The organism is Arthrobacter sp. Rue61a, from assembly GCF_000294695.2.
Lineage (GTDB): Bacteria > Actinomycetota > Actinomycetes > Actinomycetales > Micrococcaceae > Arthrobacter > Arthrobacter aurescens_A.
This window is the reverse complement of the sequence record NC_018531.1, coordinates 704369-721792: the sequence shown is the minus strand read 5'-3', so window position 1 is coordinate 721792 and position 17424 is coordinate 704369. Positions and strand designations below refer to the sequence as shown.

15 protein-coding genes are annotated in these 17424 nt (G+C 63.4%); 10 read left to right on the top strand and 5 right to left on the bottom strand.

What is annotated here, in order from left to right; genetic code table 11:
- Nucleotides 1-64 precede the first annotated feature (64 nt).
- Nucleotides 65-997, bottom strand: coding sequence for a cytochrome b/b6 domain-containing protein (locus ARUE_RS03480; protein ID WP_014920739.1), 933 nt, complete (start codon nucleotides 995-997; stop codon nucleotides 65-67).
- A gap of 303 nt (nucleotides 998-1300) precedes the next feature.
- On the opposite strand from ARUE_RS03480, the gene ARUE_RS03475 reads away from it, so the two are divergent.
- Complete coding sequence (locus ARUE_RS03475; protein WP_014920738.1) at nucleotides 1301-1915, top strand: TetR/AcrR family transcriptional regulator; 615 nt, start codon at nucleotides 1301-1303, stop codon at nucleotides 1913-1915.
- On the opposite strand, the gene ARUE_RS03470 is transcribed toward ARUE_RS03475, so the two are convergent.
- Together ARUE_RS03470 and ARUE_RS03465 are read right to left on the bottom strand one after the other, a co-directional pair.
- Nucleotides 1912-3213, bottom strand: a complete 1302-nt coding sequence (locus ARUE_RS03470; RefSeq protein ID WP_014920737.1) for a serpin family protein — start codon at nucleotides 3211-3213, stop codon at nucleotides 1912-1914. The two genes, ARUE_RS03475 and ARUE_RS03470, sit on opposite strands and share 4 nt — an antisense overlap.
- Nucleotides 3214-3353: 140 nt before the next feature.
- The gene (locus ARUE_RS03465; protein WP_014920736.1) at nucleotides 3354-4868 is read right to left on the bottom strand and encodes an XRE family transcriptional regulator; all 1515 of its coding nucleotides are present in this window, start codon (nucleotides 4866-4868) and stop codon (nucleotides 3354-3356) included.
- Nucleotides 4869-5013: 145 nt separating this feature from the next.
- On the opposite strand from ARUE_RS03465, the gene aceA reads away from it, so the two are divergent.
- Together aceA and aceB are read left to right on the top strand one after the other, a co-directional pair.
- A complete protein-coding gene (gene aceA / locus ARUE_RS03460; RefSeq protein ID WP_011773472.1) occupies nucleotides 5014-6357 on the top strand; it encodes an isocitrate lyase in 1344 nt (447 codons plus the stop codon).
- Between the two features lie 113 nt (nucleotides 6358-6470).
- Complete coding sequence (gene aceB / locus ARUE_RS03455; RefSeq protein WP_014920735.1) at nucleotides 6471-8123, top strand: malate synthase A; 1653 nt, start codon at nucleotides 6471-6473, stop codon at nucleotides 8121-8123.
- A gap of 219 nt (nucleotides 8124-8342) precedes the next feature.
- On the opposite strand, the gene ARUE_RS03450 is transcribed toward aceB, so the two are convergent.
- A complete protein-coding gene (locus tag ARUE_RS03450) occupies nucleotides 8343-9536 on the bottom strand; it encodes an MFS transporter (protein ID WP_014920734.1) in 1194 nt (397 codons plus the stop codon).
- An 82-nt stretch (nucleotides 9537-9618) separates the two neighbouring features.
- Entirely contained in the window at nucleotides 9619-10824 is a 1206-nt protein-coding gene (locus ARUE_RS03445) for an ROK family transcriptional regulator (protein ID WP_043469757.1), read from the bottom strand.
- A gap of 174 nt (nucleotides 10825-10998) precedes the next feature.
- Here ARUE_RS03445 and ARUE_RS03440 point away from each other — a divergent pair, with 174 nt between their 5' ends.
- The 7 genes from ARUE_RS03440 to ARUE_RS03410 are packed head-to-tail and all read left to right on the top strand — an operon-like array spanning nucleotide 10999 to nucleotide 17361.
- Entirely contained in the window at nucleotides 10999-11775 is a 777-nt protein-coding gene (locus tag ARUE_RS03440; protein WP_014920732.1) for a sugar phosphate isomerase/epimerase family protein, read from the top strand.
- Entirely contained in the window at nucleotides 11772-12893 is a 1122-nt protein-coding gene (locus ARUE_RS03435; protein WP_014920731.1) for a Gfo/Idh/MocA family protein, read from the top strand. Before ARUE_RS03440 ends, ARUE_RS03435 begins: the two co-directional genes overlap by 4 nt.
- Before the next feature lie 17 nt (nucleotides 12894-12910).
- Nucleotides 12911-14086: a Gfo/Idh/MocA family protein gene (locus ARUE_RS03430; RefSeq protein WP_014920730.1), complete on the top strand. Its 1176-nt coding sequence runs from the start codon at nucleotides 12911-12913 to the stop codon at nucleotides 14084-14086.
- A 1-nt stretch (nucleotide 14087) separates the two neighbouring features.
- Nucleotides 14088-15089, top strand: a complete 1002-nt coding sequence (locus ARUE_RS03425; RefSeq protein WP_014920729.1) for a sugar phosphate isomerase/epimerase family protein — start codon at nucleotides 14088-14090, stop codon at nucleotides 15087-15089.
- 11 nt (nucleotides 15090-15100) lie between these two features.
- Nucleotides 15101-15820 (top strand): TolB family protein, encoded by a 720-nt coding sequence (locus ARUE_RS03420; protein ID WP_014920728.1) that lies wholly within the window; start codon nucleotides 15101-15103, stop codon nucleotides 15818-15820.
- A gap of 20 nt (nucleotides 15821-15840) precedes the next feature.
- Nucleotides 15841-16863 (top strand): Gfo/Idh/MocA family protein, encoded by a 1023-nt coding sequence (locus tag ARUE_RS03415; RefSeq protein ID WP_014920727.1) that lies wholly within the window; start codon nucleotides 15841-15843, stop codon nucleotides 16861-16863.
- A gap of 3 nt (nucleotides 16864-16866) precedes the next feature.
- Entirely contained in the window at nucleotides 16867-17361 is a 495-nt protein-coding gene (locus tag ARUE_RS03410) for a heme-degrading domain-containing protein (RefSeq protein ID WP_014920726.1), read from the top strand.
- The last annotated feature ends 63 nt before the right edge of the window (nucleotides 17362-17424 follow it).

The window sequence follows — 17424 nt, the reverse complement described above, 5'->3', positions numbered from 1 at the left end:
GCGGCACATGCGAGAACAGCCGCCCCGGAAACTCTTCCGGGGCGGCTGTTGTCTTTGCGTTTGGCTAGCGCGAGACCTTGCCCATGAGCGAGGCGATCGGCCGCAGGAACAGCGGGCGGGCAAGGAACCAGGCGGCCGCTGTGAAGACGATGGAAGCCGCGAAGATGCCGAAGCCCCACCAGCTGTTGTTATCGTCGTTCGACGCGTACATGTGGTTGAGGTTCCTCAGGGCGCCGGTAGCCAGCACCAGGGTGACGTGGACGATCACGAAGGCCACGAAGTAGATCATCACCGGGAAATGGATCTTCCGGGCCAGTTCGATCGGGTAGAACTTGTTGATCGCAGCCTTCTTGGGCCATGCCCCGGACATCCGAATGCCCGTGAGGATGGCCAGCGGTGCCGCGATGAACACCGTGATGAAGTAGGTCAGGAGCTGGAGGCTGTTGTAGTTGTTCCAACCGTTTTCAACCGGCCAGTTCAGCGAGGCGTACTGCAATCCGGCGGAGACGGCGTTGGGGAAGACATCCCAGCTGGTGGGAACGATCCTCAACCACTGACCGGTAGCGAAAAGCAGCACGATGAAGATGATGCCGTTCAGGACCCAGAGCGCGTCCAGCGTCAGGTGGAACCAGAGGTCCAGGCTGATCTTGGTGGGCGGGTTCTTGGTCTTGATGAATCCCTTGTTGTTCCGGGTCCAGTTTGCCGCCGGGCGTGTGGTGGTCCGCACCTGCCAGCCCGAACGGATGATCAGGACAATGAAGAACATGTTCAGGAAGTGTTGCCACCCCAGCCAGGCGGGGAAGCCGGTGGGAGCGCCCTCAGGAACGGCCGAGTGCCCGGGGTAATCCACCAGGAACTGCTGGACCGGCTGAAGGGTCCGGAGCCATTGCGCCACGAGCACCAGGATGAGGGCCACCACCAAAGCTCCTGCGGTGACGACGACGGGTTTGAACCACCTGTTCGACGTGATCCCGGACGACTTGCTTGAAACGGACATCAGGCCGCGTTCCTCTCTGGCTTGTTTGGCTGCGACCAGTTGGCGCTATATAGCGATTCAACCAGTTGCAGCCCGACGGTGAAAACGGCACCCGGGTTTCGGGGCGTTCGACGTCAAAAATCGCAGCATTCGGATACATGCCGCAATACGTATTTCTAGAACAGACTTCCAGAATTATTTCCTGTGTTTCACGGGGCAGTCAAGGCTTGTTGATGGCTATGTGGATTCTTTCGGAGGTAGGATTCCAAAAAATGGCCGGTCGACACTCCGGTCTTTGCCTTGCCTGTGAGAGGAGCCCAAAGCATGGTCCGCAAGACATCCGAAGTAGCCAACAATGCGGGCTCCTGGCAATGGACCCGGACAGCTGCCACCCAACGCAACCTGTTGGACGCTGCCACCGAAGTGTTCGTCCAGCATGGCTTCACCGACGCGAGCATCTCGGACATCGTGGCGCGCGCCGGATCCAGCGTCGGCAGCCTCTATCACCACTTCGGAGGGAAGACCGAACTCTTCCTCGCGCTCTGGGACGACTACCAAAACGAGCACGAAAGGCTGGTCGCCGCGGCCGTGGCCAAAGCCCGGAAGGCCGGCGAAGACGATCCCTTAGCGCTGTTCAACGTGGGCAGTCGCAGCTACTTCGACTACACCTGGAAGCACCGGGATCTGGAGCGCGTGTTCATCGAAGGCGACACTCCCCCGGGCTTCGAAGTACTCAGGCGGGAACGCGGCCGCGAATGGGTCCGGCAGAACACCGTGCTCCTCGGCGCCAGCGACGACACCCTGGGCAGGCTCACGGTCGCGGTGATCACGGACATCGTGACAGTGTCCGGGCAGGAAGTGGCTCTGAGCGCATCCAAGCAGGCAGCCGACGAGGTTGTTCAAGCAGCTGCAGTCCTGGTGGAGCGACTGGTCCGCTAGCGCGGGTCTGCCACCCACCCCGTGAAGAGGGGCATGCCCGTCTCACTGTGAACGATCTGGTAATGGAACGGGTGATCAAGGATGATCTTCCGTTCCGGGACCATCGCGCTGGACGCCTCTGCATTGATTTGGGTCACCGCTGAAGCGATGGTCCCTTTCTCAGCAACAGTGATGTTGGCTGCCTGGGCCGCCTGCGTCAGCTTCATACCCTGCTGGATGGAATCGAAGTCGGTGGAAGTCGCCAGCATGTCCTTGAGTCCCAGCGTTTCGAACACTTTCCGCAGTTCGAACGTGGTTTTGTGGTCCCACTTGGGCATGCTGATGTGGACCATGTCCTGTTGTGCCCCGGAAAGCTCCCTCGCCACATCGGCAAGCACCTCCGCAGAAACCGCAGCCGGACCGTCCGGACCAGACGCACCGCCGTCGGGCAGTGTCAGCCGCATCACGAAGCCCTCGGCGTAAGGCAGGTCCACTGCCTTCCAACCTGGAGCTTCCGCGTAGGCCATGGTGAGTGATGAGTGCATGGTGGGTACGTTGATCACTTCGCCTCCGGCCTTGGTGAAGGGGCTGTCCGCCGTGTCGTTCGCGTCGAAGGGAGCCTGCCAGGCTGCGGCGAAGTAGAGGGCGTTGAGCAGGCTGAAGGTGTTGTCCGGACTGTATTGTGCAGGGGCTTCCTTGATCCGCCCACCGGTGTTTTTGCTGACCCACTGGTCAATGGCGGGCTTGGTCACGGCCTCGTCCCTGAAGTTCACCGGATACACGCCCGTGCCAAAATGCTTACCCAGCGTGGTCAGAAAAGCCTCGCCAGTGGGCACGCCTTTGTCCACGAACAGCCCGTTGGCAGCGTGCATGACCGGCTTCTGCGGCGGGTTCTCTTCGTCCACTGAGCCGGGGTCGCCGTCGAACTTTTCAAGGGAGGCGAGCAGCGCGTTCATCGCTTCGTCGCGCCCTTCGGCCGGCAAACCCAGAACCGAGTCCATCTCCGCAGCAGTGACCCCCGACGCCCCGGCCCGGAGCATGCTCAACGCAATCAGCAGGCTGGCGGGCGACGACACCACGTTGCCGTTGCCGGAGTCGCCGCCATCGGCGAGCAGCGTGACCCCGAGCTTGCGCGCTGACGCATTGAAAGCCTCAAGCTGCGCAGAGTAGTCCGCAGTTTGAACCGAAACGCGAGTCACGCCGTCGGCCGTCAAGAGCCCGACGTCGGCTGGTTGGGGCGCGCAGGCACTGATCGTCGCGGAGCCGCTGACCAGCGCGGCTGCCGCGATCAGCGTTGTCGCTTTGCGGACTCGATTCATGACGCATCCCCCTGCTTGGTGTCGTCCTCACATGGTGCTCCGTTTGTGGTGGGAACTCACGCGATCTGAGAGAGGGATGGCCAAATGTTGCCGGAATGTGAGAGAGGGTCACGGCCAAGCACGAGGGATGTGAGAGAGGGTCAGCGCTCGGAGTGGGCCGCCAGGAAGCTGTATACCTCTGTCTCGTCCACGCCGGGGAACGCACCCGGGGGCATGGCTGCCAGCAGGTGCGAGTGCGCGCGGGCGGAGGGCCACGCGTTGCCGGCCCACTCGTTCGCCAATGATGCCGGGGGCCGCTTGCAGCAATTGGGATCCGGGCAGTTTGACGTTGCCCGGGCAGTGGTCTCGCGCCCCCGGAACCATTTCACATGCTGGTACGGCACACCAATACTCAGGGAAAATTCACCGGCGGCCGACCGTTCGGTCCGAGCCGTGCACCAGTACGTACCCGAAGGGGTGTCCGTGTACTGGCTGTAGGCGCTGAATTTGTCCGGCACATCGAACACTGCACGGGAGGTCCACGCCTTGCAGGACGGTTGTCCTTCAATTGCCCCGGTGTGGTCCTGCGGGAAGGTGACGCCGTCGTTCTCGTAGGCCTTGTAAATGATGCCGGACTGGTGGGTCTTCTGGAAGTGCGTGGTGATGCCCAAATGCTTGGTGGCCAGGTTGGTGAAGCGGTGCGCGGCCGTTTCGTAGGACACGGCGAAGGCGTCGCGAATGTCCTCCACGGCAATTTCCTTGGCGGCCTTGGCTTTTTGCAGGAACTCCACCGTGGCCTGCTCGGGGAGGAGCAAAGCGGCAGCGAAGTAGTTGGTCGCCACCCGCTGCGCCAGGAAATCCCCGTAATTGCGCGGAGTTTCGTGCCCCAGGACGTAGTGGCCCAGCGCCTGCAGGAGGACCGAACGGGGGTCATGATCCTGGCGTTGGTTCTGCGTCAGATAAATTCTGCGGTTCTTCAAATCGGTCACGGACCGCGTGGAATGGGGAAGATCACCCACATGGTGCAGGGTGAAACCCAGGTTCTCGGCGATGTCCGCGATAACGTGCTGGCTCAGCGGACCGGTGGTGTAACCCACTCCTTTGAGGACCTTCTGCGCCTCCGCCTCGTACTCGGGGAAATAGTTGCCGCGCTCGCGCATCATGGCACGCAACTCGCCGTTCGCACGGCGGGCTTCTTCCGGCGTCGCCACCTGCTCATTAAGTTTGCGTTCGAGCTCCTGGAGCAGCCCCACCTGAGACTCCAGCACATCGAGCGGAAGCCGCGAGCTGATGCGGATTTTGGGCAGGTTGAGAGACTCGTAGAGCGGCCCGCGCTGGTACCGTTCGAGCTCAATTTCCAAGGCCGCCCGACGGCTTGGCGGCTCGGCTCCGAGCAGCTGATCGATGGTCACATTCAGTGACGCGGCGAGCTGCTGCAGCAGCCCCAACTTGGGCTCGCGTTTGCCGTTTTCGATAAGGCTCAACTGGCTGGGTGCGGTCCCGACGGCGGCACTCAAGTCGTCCAGTGTCAGCCCCGCCTGCTTGCGCAGATGGCGCACGCGGCGGCCAAGGCTGATGACGTCCAGTTCAGGGGACGCAGCGGGTAACGACGGCGACGCGACTTCGCGATTCCAGCTCACAGGCGACATTTCTTGAGAATACGCGAAGAAGTGCATTTCTTTCCATAGTTTTCCCCTAGTAACCCTCTTGGAAGTGCAGAAAAGTAGGTCTTACGAAAAAGAAATACAGACCCCGGGCAAGCCGGCCGATGCAGCAAAGGCGCAGCGGAGGCCGGCCCGGGCACCACATAGGAGATCAAAGATGACCGCTTCATTTGAACCAGCAGAGTCGTCCGCCCAGGACACAGCAGGCGAGCAGGCCGCAGCGCTGGAACTTGAATGGTCCGCCAACCCGCGTTGGGAAGGCGTCACCCGCGATTACTCGGCTACCGACGTCGTCCGCCTCCGCGGTCGCGTCTCCGAAGAGCACACCCTGGCCCGCCGCGGTTCGGAGAAGCTGTGGAAGCAGCTCACCGAAGAAGCTCCTACCGGCGGCTACACCAACGCTTTGGGTGCGCTGACCGGCAACCAGGCAGTGCAGCAGGTCAAGGCCGGCCTCCGCGCCATCTACCTTTCCGGTTGGCAGGTTGCAGCTGACGCCAACCTTTCGGGCCAGACCTACCCGGACCAGTCCCTGTACCCGGCCAACTCGGTACCCCAGGTTGTCCGCCGCATCAACAACGCCCTGCTCCGCGCAGACCAGATCGAATATGCCGAGGGCGTCAAGACCGTTGAGGACTGGCTCGTCCCGATCGTCGCCGACGCCGAAGCCGGCTTCGGTGGCCCGCTGAACGCCTACGAGCTCATGAAGTCCATGATCACCGCCGGCGCCTCGGGCGTTCACTGGGAAGACCAGCTAGCGTCCGAAAAGAAGTGCGGCCACCTCGGTGGCAAGGTCCTGATTCCCACCCAGCAACACATCCGCACCCTCAACGCAGCCCGCCTGGCAGCCGACGTCGCCGGCACCCCCACGGTGGTCATCGCCCGCACCGACGCCGAAGCAGCAACCCTGATCACCTCCGACGTTGACGAGCGCGACCAGGAATTCATCCTCCGCGAAGGTGGACAGCCTGTTCGCACGGCCGAGGGCTTCTACAAGGTCCGCAACGGCATCGAACCCTGCATCGCCCGCGCCAAGGCCTACGCACCGTACTCCGACCTCATCTGGATGGAGACCGGCACCCCGGACCTGGAGCTGGCCCGCAAGTTCGCCGAGTCGGTCAAGGCCGAGTTCCCGGACCAGATGCTTTCCTACAACTGCTCCCCGTCCTTCAACTGGCGCAAGCACCTGGACGACACCACCATCGCCAAGTTCCAGCGCGAACTCGGTGCCATGGGCTTCACCTTCCAGTTCATCACCCTGGCCGGATTCCACGCCCTGAACTACTCGATGTTCGACCTCGCCCACGGCTACGCCCGTGAAGGCATGAGTGCCTACGTCGAGCTCCAGGAAAAGGAATTCGCCTCCGAGTCCCGCGGCTACACCGCCACCAAGCACCAGCGCGAAGTCGGCACAGGCTACTTCGACGACATCGCAACAGCGCTCAACCCGAACGCATCCACCCTCGCACTGGTCGGATCGACCGAAGAGGGCCAGTTCCACTAAACCAATTCCCGACGGCGGCTGTCGCCTCCGGCCTGCGGACCGGCTCCTTGGCCTGGTGCGCATCTCGCGGAAGTGCCGCCGTCGAACATTTGCTTCTCATAGGAGAGATTGAAATGAACAGCTTCACTGACAACTTCACTATCAATGGCATCACCATCACCGCGCAGCCCATTTGCCGGCAGAACGAGGTCCTCACGCCGGACGCCCTCGAGTTCATTGGCAAGTTGCACCGGGCGACGGCGGATCGTCGTCAGGAGCTGATGCAGGCACGGCACGCCCGCCGCAACCAAATTTCGGGGGGCCAGGATCCACGGTTCCTGCCGCAGACCGAAGCCATCCGGAATGACCCGTCGTGGCGTGTCGCTCCCCCGGCGCCGGGCTTGGAGGATCGTCGCGTCGAGATCACGGGCCCGGTGGACAAGAAGATGACCATCAACGCCCTGAACTCCGGTGCCAAGGTTTGGTTGGCTGACATGGAAGACTCGTCCACACCGACGTGGCGGAACGTGATCCAAGGGCAGCTGAACCTGACCGATGCTTTAGAGCGCCGGATCGATTTCACTTCTCCTGAGGGCAAGGAATACAAGCTCAAGGCCGCCGAGGACCTGCCCACCATCGTGGTCCGCCCCCGTGGCTGGCATCTGCCGGAGAAGCACATGCTGATCGATCGCAAGCCAATCGCCGGAGGCATCGTGGACTTCGGGCTGTTCTTCTTCCACAACGCCCGCCGCCTGATCGCCCAGGGCAAGGGCCCGTACTTCTACCTGCCGAAGATCGAGAACCACCTCGAAGCCCGCTTGTGGAATGACATTTTCGTCCTGGCCCAGGACCTGCTCGGCATCCCGCAGGGCACCATTCGCACCACGGTTCTGATCGAAACCATCACGGCTGCGTTCGAGATGGAAGAGATCCTGTACGAGCTGCGTGACCACGCTTCGGGTTTGAACGCCGGACGTTGGGACTACATTTTCTCCCTGATCAAGAACTTCCGCACCCGCGGACCGCGTTTCGTCCTCCCGGACCGCGGCCAGGTGACCATGACCCAGCCGTTCATGCGTGCCTACACGGAGCAGCTGGTCCGGGCTTGCCACCGCCGCGGGGCCATGGCGATCGGTGGCATGGCTGCTGCTGTTCCCAACCGCAAGGACGAAGCAGCAAACCAGGCTTCGTTCGAGAAGGTCCGTGCGGACAAGACCCGTGAGGCCAACGACGGCTTCGACGGTTCATGGGTGGCCCACCCGGACCTGGTGCCGGTGTGCCGGGAAGTCTTTGACGAAGTTCTCGGAGACCGCCCCAACCAGCTGGACCGTTCACGCGAGGACGTCACTCCCGATGACCGCGCACTGATCGACATCGCCAGCACCGAGGGCACCATCACCGAGGGCGGGGTTCGCCTGAACATCGAAGTGGGCATCCGCTACATCGAGTCCTGGCTGCGGGGCAACGGAGCTGTGGCCATCCACAACCTCATGGAAGACGCCGCCACCGCGGAGATCTCCCGCTCCCAGCTGTGGCAGTGGATCCACTCCCACGCCATCACTGACCACGGTGACATCATTACCCGCGAATGGGTTGAGGACATGCTGGATGAGGAATACGCCCGCCTGGAACGCTTCGACGGAGACCGCTTCGCTGATGCCCGCGCCATCTTCGAAGAAGTCACCCTGGCCGAGGAATTCCCCACCTTCCTGACCATCCCCGCGTACGCCCGTTTCCTCACTGAGGCCCGTGAAGAGGCCACGGAGGAGGAACTCGTCGCGGCCTAGTTCTACTGGGTGGCGACACCATCAAGCCCCGACGCTGGGCTGCCTGCACTCTTCGCAACAAGTGACCCCGACCGTCGGGGAGGCAGCCCAGCAACGGGGCTTCTCCATGCCCGAGTCCATGCCCGAGCCGCCCATTTCGATGCCCCGCTGCACACCGTGCCGTGCGCACGGCACGATCAGCAGGGAACCCCCGAATCGGGCCGGCCAAGCGAGAAAAGCTCAGCGCTGCCGGGCCACCCAGCGCACGGACAACGTGGTGCACACGCAGAACGCGAGCACCGAGCCAAGGATCACGAACAGCGGCACCGTCCAACCCCCGGTAACGCTGTGAACGAACCCAACAACAGTGGGAGCCAACGCAGCGAAGCAGTAGCCAACACCTTGCACCACAGCGGACATCTTCCCGGCAGCGGCTTGGGAGTGCGCGAACTTGATGATGGCTATGAAGATCACCGTGATGCCGCCACCCTGGGCAACACCGCCCAGCGAGGACCACAGCCACCAGAACCCAGGGGCCAGCAACAAGCCCACAGGTACCGTCAGCCACAGCGCACTCAAGGTGACCGCCACCGTCGTCGTACTCGCGAAGCGGGCCAGGAGCGGCACACCCAAGCCGCCCACGATCGCGAAGATCTGGAAGAGCGAGGAGCCTGCGCCGGCGTCGGCGGTGCCCATGGCGAGTTCGTCGGACAGGAAGCTGGGCAGCCACGCGGTGACGCCATAGTAAGAAAACGCCTGCCCCGCGAAGCCGAGCGTGAGGCCCACCGTCAGCCAGCCCACACCCGCAACGGGACCGGAGCCGGAAGCCGGAGGAACAGGAACCGCAAGGGGAATAAAAGCCTTGCGAGCCCCCACAGTGGGCACCCAGAACAGGATTGCCGCCAACGCCAACAGGGCGCTCGCCGCCAAGGCCAACCGCCAGCCCACCAACTCAGCAAGGGGTGCCGTTGCCACGGATGTCAGGAATGAGCCGACGTTGAGGGCGGCGGTGTACACGCCCATGGCGGTTGCCTGGCGCCGGGGTGCGAAGTCGCGCCGGATGATGAGCGGCACCGCGATGTTGCCGATGGTGATGGCCACGCCAATGATGACCGTGCCCACCATCACCGAGACGCCGCCGCCGCTGGAGCGGATGATCACACCGGCCAGGACTCCGAGCAGGGTGAGCATCACTGCGACTTCTGCCCCGAGACGCCGGCCCGCCAGTGAGGCCAAGGGCGAAGCCAGGGAGAAGCAGAGCACGGGGATGCCGGTCAGAAGCCCCAGCTCAACCGGCGAAAAGCCGAGGTCCTGCTGAAGGGAGTCCACCACTGGCGCCACGGCCACGAAAGGACCCCGCATGTTGAGGGCAATCAGCCCGATGCACGCAAGGATCAGCCAGCCGCGGGGAATCTTGGCGAATAGACGGCTCATTGGGCGCACGACGAAGCAAGGAAAATAAACATCAGTTTCATTGCTATCACGGCGCTACCCGGCAACCGGCATCCAGCGAGGCTCATCCCGCTGCTTGGAGCGTGGCCTCAATCACTGCCGGTGACAAGACGTGCTGGGTGACCATGTGGCTGGCGCCGAGGATGGCGGCGCGCTGGCCGGCTATGGAAATGCCGATGCGCAGGTGCGTTGTGGCCAGGGGCAGGGATCGCCGGTAAACCACTTCGCGGATTCCGGCCACGAGGTGTTCGCCGGCCTCCCCCACGCTGCCCCCGATGATGATCATGGACGGATTGAGCAGGTTGACCACGGTGGCCAGTACATCGCCGACGTCGCGTCCGGCCTGCCGCAGCGCCTGGATGGCCTGAAGGTTCCCTTCGCCCACGAGGCGCAGGACATCAGCACCGTTGGAAGCTTCCAAACCTTGCGCTTGCAGTTGACGTGCGACGGCGGGACCTGACGCGAGCGCCTCCAGGCAGCCGTGATTGCCGCAACGGCAGAGGACGTCGTCGCCGCGCGGAACACGGACGTGGCCGAGGTCGCCGGCTGTGCCGTTGGCACCACGCTGCAACTGACCGCTGCTGATGATGCCCGCGCCGACGCCGGTGGCCACTTTGATGAACAGGAAGTTGTCATGGTCCGGCCAGTACGCGGTCCGTTCGCCGAGCGCCATGATGTTGACGTCGTTGTCCACCAGGACGGGAACGGGCAGGGAGCGCTGAACGTAAGTGACGACGTCGAATCCGTCCCAGCCAGGCATGATGGGCGGCTTCACCGGTCGACCGGAATCGTGCTCAACGGGGCCGGGCAGTCCAATGCCCATCCCGGCAAGGTCGCCAAGTTCCCGGCCGGCTTCGGCCAGGAGTTCCCGGCCCGCTGACACCACGCGGCCCAGGACCACGTCCGGACCATCGGCGACTTCCTGCCCCAAGCGTCGCTCCGCCAAAACGTTGCCACCGAGGTCGGTGACGGCAACAATCACGTGGGTAGCTCCGACGTCGACGGCAAGGACTACCCGCGCTGCCGGGTTGAAGGCAATGCGCGACGGCGGCCTGCCGCCTGTGGAGGTCGCTTCACCGGCGGTCCCGACGAGCCCGGAGTTAATGAGCGCGTCAATGCGTGAGGCCACCGTGGACCGGGCCAACCCGGTGGTTTCGGCGAGCTCAGCACGGGTGCGGGCCTTTCCGTCGCGGAGGAGTTGGAAGAGATTCCCGGCGCGCGAGAGATTGCCGGCCTCTGGCGCGGCGGTGTTTCCGGCCGCTGTTGTCATGCATTTAGTGAAGCATGATTGCTTATGCATGTCATCCGCCGGAAGTTCGGCGGAATATTTACAACTTTTGCTAGACGCTCGGCAAAAGTCCCTCTAGGCTGAAATGAGTGCGCTCACTAGACTGACGCCATCTCGCCAATATTCCTGAACAGCCCTCTCCGGAAAAGGAAACCAATGTCTTACTCGATCCAGCTCTACACCTTGCGGGACGCTCTGCAGGAAGACCTGCCGGGAACCATCAAGAAGGTTGCCGAGATTGGTTTCACGCAGGTTGAGCCGTACAACTTCGTGGCCACGGCCAAGGAGCTCGGTGCTGCACTGAAGGAGAACGGCCTCACCGCTCCTTCCGGCCACGCACCGCTCCTGTCCCAGGACCAGGACGAGATCTTTGCAGCGGCCAAGGAATTGGGCATCACCACCGTGATCGATCCCTTCCTCCCGGCCGAGCACTGGCAGGACGCCGAAACCATCCAGGCCACGGCAGCCAAGCTCAACGCTGCAGCCAAGAAGGGCGCTGAGTACGGCATCCGGGTGGGCTATCACAACCACGCGTGGGAGCTGGAGTCCACCATTGAGGGCAAGACCGCCCTGGAATACTTCGAAGGACTGCTGGATCCGGAACTTGTCCTGGAAGTGGACACGTACTGGGTGGCGGTCGGCGGCCAGGATCCCGTGGAGCTCTTGGCCCGCTTGGGTGACCGCGTGAAGCTCATCCATATCAAGGACGGACCGGGTAACACAGACACCAAGGCACAGCAGCCTGCAGGCCAGGGCACCATTCCGGTGCTGGACGTTATCGCCGCAGCCAAGTCCCTGGAAGTAGGCGTCGTGGAGTTTGATGACTACTCCGGCGACATCTTCCAAGGCATCACCGAGAGCCTGCAATTCCTGACCGCCGCTGCCAGCGCCAACGCCGCCGAGGGCACCGTTTCCTGGGAGGCCGGCGCATGAGCTTCGCACCTTCAACCCGCAAAGGCCCGGTTGGCGTCGCCGTCATCGGCGCGGGCAACATCAGCAAGCAGTATCTGGACAACCTCACGGTCTTCCCGGACCTGAAGGTCTTGGTGATCGCAGACCTCTTCGTCGAGGCCGCCGAAGCACGGGCCAAGGAATACGGGATCCCGGAGTTTGGTGCGCCCGAGCTGGCACTGAACCATCCCGACGTCGAAATCATCGTGAACCTGACCATCCCGGCAGCGCACGTCGAGGTTGCCACGGCTGCGGTGAACGCGGGCAAGCACGTCTGGACTGAGAAGCCCTTCTCGCTAGACCGCGAGTCCGGGCTTGGCCTGCTCAAGGCCGCAGACGCCGCCGGCATCCGCCTGGGCACCGCACCGGACACGTTCCTCGGAGCCGGTTTGCAGACGGCCCGCCGGATCATCGAACGTGGGGACATCGGGACGCCGTTGACCGGCATGACCACGTTCCAAACCCCCGGCCCGGAATCCTGGCACCCGAACCCGGCGTTCCTTTTCCAGCACGGCGCCGGTCCGCTGTTCGACATGGGACCGTACTACCTCACTGCGCTGATCCAGACCTTCGGATCGATCCGTAAGGTGGCCGCCGTCGGCTCCTCTGCCAAGGCGACCCGCGTCATTGGTTCCGGTCCCAAGGCGGGCGAGGAATTCGCCGTCGAGGTTCCCACGCATGTGTCCGCGATGGCGCAGTTCGAAGGTGGCCAGTCCTCGCACAGCGTGTTCAGTTTCGAGTCCCCGCGCCTGCGGATGGGCTTCGTGGAAATCACCGGCTCAGAGGCGACGCTGTCCCTCCCGGATCCGAACTATTTCGACGGCGACCTGAAGCTCTGGCGTCCCGGAGCCGAAGAACCGGAAATCGTCCCTGCAACGGGTCCGGCCAACGGCCGCGGCCTGGGTGTTCTGGACATGGCCCGCGCCCTCCGTGCCGGCACCGCCCACCGCGCCACAGGTGATCTCGCCTACCACGTGCTGGACAGCATGGTCTCGATCGCCGAATCCGTGGAATCGGGAACGTTCGTGGACGTCACCAGCAACGCCCCCGTCTCGGCTGCCCTCCCTGAGGACTGGGCACCCGAAACCGCGACCCTTTAGAACCGGCGAGGAACCTGATGACTATTTCCAACTCCTCCCCGCTGGGAGTGGCGGTAATCGGCTATGCCTTCATGGGCAAGGCCCACTCGAATGCCTGGCGGAACGTGGGCAGTTTCTTCGACGTCCCCGCTTTCGAGCAGAAAGTGCTCGTGGGCCGGGACGCCGGTGCCGTCGCGGAGGCCGCCGCCAAATATGGCTGGGCCGAATCCGCCACGGATTGGCGTGCCGTGCTTGAACGGGACGACATCCACATCGTCGATATTTGCGCGCCGGGATGGATGCACGCCGAAATCGCCACTGCCGCGCTGGAAGCAGGCAAGCACGTCCTCGTGGAGAAGCCGCTGGCCAACACTCTGGGCGAGGCCGAGGCGATGGTGGCCGCCGCCGCTTCAGCCCGGGCCAACGGCGTCCAATCGATGATCGGCTTCAACTACCGCCGGGTCCCTGCCCTGGCACTGGCCCGCGAGCTCATCGCCGAAGGTCGCCTCGGCACTGTCCGCCACGTCCGCGCCGCGTACTTGCAGGACTGGTTGACCGACGCCGAGTCCCCCATGACCTGGCGCCTCCGCAAGGAAACCGCCGGATCCGGTGCGCTGGGCGACATCGCCTCGCACGCCATCGACCAGATCCTGTACCTCCTGGACGATCCCGTCACGGAGGTATCCGGCCGCCTGCAGACCTTTGTTGATCAGCGCCCAGGCGCTGATGGGCTGGAGGATGTCACGGTCGACGACGCCGCCTGGGTCAATCTGACGCTCGCCTCCGGAGCAATCGCCTCAGTGGAAGCCTCCCGCGTAGCGACCGGCCAGAAGAACTCCCTCAGGCTCGAAATCTACGGTTCGCTCGGATCGCTGACGTTCGATCTGGAAAACCTCAACGAACTCAAGTTCATGGACACCACAGTGCCCGTCCGGGAGCAAGGATTCCGACGGATCCTGGTCAGCGAACCCGAACACCCCTACCTCGAAGCGTGGTGGCCGCAGGGGCACATCATCGGCTGGGAGCACACGTTTACGCACCAGATCCGGGACTTCCTGACTGCCATCGCCACAGGTGTTGCTCCGTCGCCGTCGTTCGAGGACGGCCTGAACATCCAACAGATCTTGGCCGCAGTGGAAGAGTCCGCCGCAGCTAAAAGCTCACTGATCCAGCTGTCCGCAAGGGCAACCAGCACCGCTACTGAAGGAGCCTGACATGCCCCGCCCGTACACCCTGTTCACCGGTCAGTGGGCCGACCTTCCCTTCGAGGAAGTCGCGCGTCTTGCCTCGGGCTGGGGCTACGACGGCCTGGAAATCGCCGTCTCCGGAGACCACCTGGACGCCTGGCGCTGGGACGAGCCCGGTTACGTCGAGTCCAAACTCGCCATCCTGGAGAAGTACAACCTGAAGGTCTGGGCCATCTCCAACCACCTCAAGGGCCAGGCCGTCTGCGATGACCCCATCGACTTCCGCCACGAAGCGATCGTCGGATCCCGCGTCTGGGGCGACGGGGAACCCGAAGGTGTCCGGCAACGCGCCGCAGAGGAAATGAAACACACCGCCCGCCTCGCCAAAGCGCTCGGCGTGGACACCGTGGTGGGGTTTACCGGCTCCTCCATTTGGCAATACGTCGCCATGTTCCCGCCCGTCCCGGAAAAGGTCATCGAGGCCGGCTACCAGGACTTCGCCGACCGGTGGAACCCCATCCTGGACGTGTTCGACGAATGCGGGGTCCGCTTCGCCCACGAAGTCCACCCCTCCGAAATCGCCTACGACTACTGGACCACCGTCCGGACCCTCGAAGCGATCGGACACCGGGAAGCGTTCGGCCTGAACTGGGACCCGTCCCACTTCATGTGGCAAGGCATCGACCCCGTGTCCTTCATCTGGGACTTCAAGGACCGGATTTACCACGTGGACTGCAAGGACACCAAGCTCCGCCAGACCGGCCGGAACACCGTGATGGGCTCGCACCTGCCCTGGGGCGACCCCCGCCGCGGCTGGGACTTTGTCTCCGCCGGACGCGGTGACGTGCCCTGGGAATCGTCCTTCCGGGCCCTGACCGCGATCGGCTACACCGGACCCATCAGCGTGGAATGGGAAGACGCAGGCATGGACCGCCTCCACGGCGCCCCCGAAGCCCTCGCGGCGCTGAAGAAGTTCGACTTCCCCGCCTCACAGACCTCCTTCGACGCCGCCTTCAGCAGCAAGGACTAGGACCAACCGACGTGATCCGCACCTTTCAACCAGGTCAGCGCTGCGAGGTGTGGGTCGCGTCGGTAACTGGCGAGGCCGAGCTGCTCTACAGCACTGACGACGTACTCTTCGAAGCACCCAACTGGACCCTGACTTCGAAGGGATCGGGCCACGCGCTTGTCCTCAACGGGGACGGAAAGCTGTGGACGCTGGACGTGACCGGTGGTCATCCCGTGGAAGTTCCGCTCACCGGTATCCCTGACCTCAATAACGATCATGTGCTGGCACCTGATGGAGAGAGCATCTTCCTCTCCGCCAACGACGGCCACATCTACCGCGCCTCGCTTTCCGGTGGCCCCGCCACCAGGATCACGGACGACGACGGCTCTTTCCATTTCCTCCACGGCGTCAGCCCGGACGGCAAGGAACTGGCCTACGTGGGCATCGAGGCGGGCGACTTTACGCAGCCGGGTCGCCTCATGACCATAGCGTCCGACGGCGGCGCTATCGCCCGCGTTGATGTCGGGTCCGGTCACTGCGACGGCCCGGAGTACTCGCCGGATGGGAAGTGGCTCTACCGGAACGGAAGGCCACCCCGCCGACTTGCCGGTCGACGTCGTCCTTGTTTCGCCCGAGGACTGGACCACTCCCCTCCATACATGGCCACTTTTCGGCGGCCAAGGTACCCTCAACGTCAACAGCTGGTCGCCGGATTCCGTGCGCTTTGCGTTTGTGGCGTACCCAATTTCTGACTCAACAAAGGACTAAGCACGTGACCCTCAGCAATGGCACCTCCGACGGAACAATCCGCTGGGGAATCCTCGGCACAGGATTTATTGCCGGGCTCCAAACGCAGGACCTGAAAGAGAATGGCTTTGCGGTGCAGGCGGTGGGTTCGCGCTCATCGGACTCAAGCAAGTCGTTCGCGGAGCAGTATGGCGTGACCACCGCTCACGGGAGCTATGAAGATCTGGTGGCAGACCCGCTGGTTGACGTGGTCTACATCGCCACGCCTCACCCCTTCCACCACGAGAACGCCCTGTTGGCGTTGAATGCGGGCAAGCACGTGCTGGTGGAGAAGTCGTTCACCATGAATGCGCGCGAAGCACAGGACATCGTTGACCTCGCTGAGTCCAAGGGACTCGTTGCCCTCGAAGCGATGTGGACGCGATTCCTGCCGCACATGATCCGCATCCGCGAACTCATCGCTGCCGGCGCTATTGGTGAGGTCCGCAAGGTTGTGGCCACCCACAACCAGAGCCTCCCCCAGGACCCTGCACACCGGCTCAACGATCCCGCGCTCGGTGGCGGAGCGCTGCTGGACTTAGGCATCTACCCGATCTCCTTCGCGTTCGACATTCTCGGCACCCCGGCCGCAGTCCGGGCCAGCGCCACCATGTCGCCCACCGGCGTGGACCGTCAAACGGCAGCGATCTTTGAGTACGCAGACGGTGCTCAGGCGATTGTTGATTGCGAGCTCGACGCCGCCAGTGCCAACCGCGCCATGGTCATCGGGACGGATGGGTGGATCGACATTGAACACACTTGGTACAACCCTGTGCCGTTCACGGTTCATGCCGTTGATGGCAGTGTTGTTGAACGGTATGAGCAGCCCGTCGGCAGCCGTGGAATGCAGTTCCAAGCTGCTGAGCTGGAACGCCTGATCCGCGCAGGAGAGACCGCCGGAACCATCTTGCCGCCGGGTGAGACCGTGTCCATCATGGCCGCGATGGATGAGATCCGACGCCAGATCGGGTTGAGCTACGAGGCTGACGCTGCAGTGGAAGGGAAATGAACAATGACTGAGTCACCGCGGCACGCTGAACTCCGCCAGCAGGAAGAAGAGCTGGTCTTCGCATCGTTCGACAACCACGACGCCTGGCGGCTTGGTTCGCTGATCGCCAACCACGCCATCGCGTCCGGGTTTGGAGTGGCGATCGATATCCGCCGCCACAACATCGTGCTCTTCCGCTGCGTTTTGCCGGGAGCCACCTCAGACCAAGAGGAGTGGATCCGCCGCAAGTCTGCTTCTGTGCTGCGCTTTGAGCACAGCACGGCGTTGTTGTCCGAGCAGTTTTCTGCCCGCGGTCATAGCCCTTTGGGTGGTGGCTGGCTTGCGCATGAGGACTACACCTTGGCCGGAGGATCGTTCCCCATCCGCGTCCGCGGAGCAGGCGTGATCGGCGCGATCACCGTATCCGGGCTGACGTCCGATGAAGACCACCAGATGGTGGTGGACGGGATCCGGAACTACCTGAAGACGGTAGGGAATCAGGTTCAGCTCCCAGGCTGAGGGCTTCGTCCCGCCAGTGAGATACGGCGGCTTGCCCGCTCCCATCACAAAAGGTAACCTCCC

Excerpts from the sequence above, each read along its gene's own strand:
- aceA (WP_011773472.1), top strand. The coding sequence starts at position 5,014 with ATGACCGCTTCATTTGAACCAGCAGAGTCGTCCGCCCAGGACACAGCA.
- ARUE_RS03480 (WP_014920739.1), bottom strand. The coding sequence starts at position 997 with ATGTCCGTTTCAAGCAAGTCGTCCGGGATCACGTCGAACAGGTGGTTC.
- ARUE_RS03465 (WP_014920736.1), bottom strand. The coding sequence starts at position 4,868 with ATGCACTTCTTCGCGTATTCTCAAGAAATGTCGCCTGTGAGCTGGAAT.
- ARUE_RS03450 (WP_014920734.1), bottom strand. The coding sequence starts at position 9,536 with ATGAGCCGTCTATTCGCCAAGATTCCCCGCGGCTGGCTGATCCTTGCG.
- ARUE_RS03440 (WP_014920732.1), top strand. The coding sequence starts at position 10,999 with ATGTCTTACTCGATCCAGCTCTACACCTTGCGGGACGCTCTGCAGGAA.
- ARUE_RS03475 (WP_014920738.1), top strand. The coding sequence starts at position 1,301 with ATGGTCCGCAAGACATCCGAAGTAGCCAACAATGCGGGCTCCTGGCAA.
- ARUE_RS03425 (WP_014920729.1), top strand. The coding sequence starts at position 14,088 with ATGCCCCGCCCGTACACCCTGTTCACCGGTCAGTGGGCCGACCTTCCC.
- aceB (WP_014920735.1), top strand. The coding sequence starts at position 6,471 with ATGAACAGCTTCACTGACAACTTCACTATCAATGGCATCACCATCACC.
- ARUE_RS03430 (WP_014920730.1), top strand. The coding sequence starts at position 12,911 with ATGACTATTTCCAACTCCTCCCCGCTGGGAGTGGCGGTAATCGGCTAT.
- ARUE_RS03445 (WP_043469757.1), bottom strand. The coding sequence starts at position 10,824 with ATGACAACAGCGGCCGGAAACACCGCCGCGCCAGAGGCCGGCAATCTC.
- ARUE_RS03410 (WP_014920726.1), top strand. The coding sequence starts at position 16,867 with ATGACTGAGTCACCGCGGCACGCTGAACTCCGCCAGCAGGAAGAAGAG.
- ARUE_RS03470 (WP_014920737.1), bottom strand. The coding sequence starts at position 3,213 with ATGAATCGAGTCCGCAAAGCGACAACGCTGATCGCGGCAGCCGCGCTG.
- ARUE_RS03435 (WP_014920731.1), top strand. The coding sequence starts at position 11,772 with ATGAGCTTCGCACCTTCAACCCGCAAAGGCCCGGTTGGCGTCGCCGTC.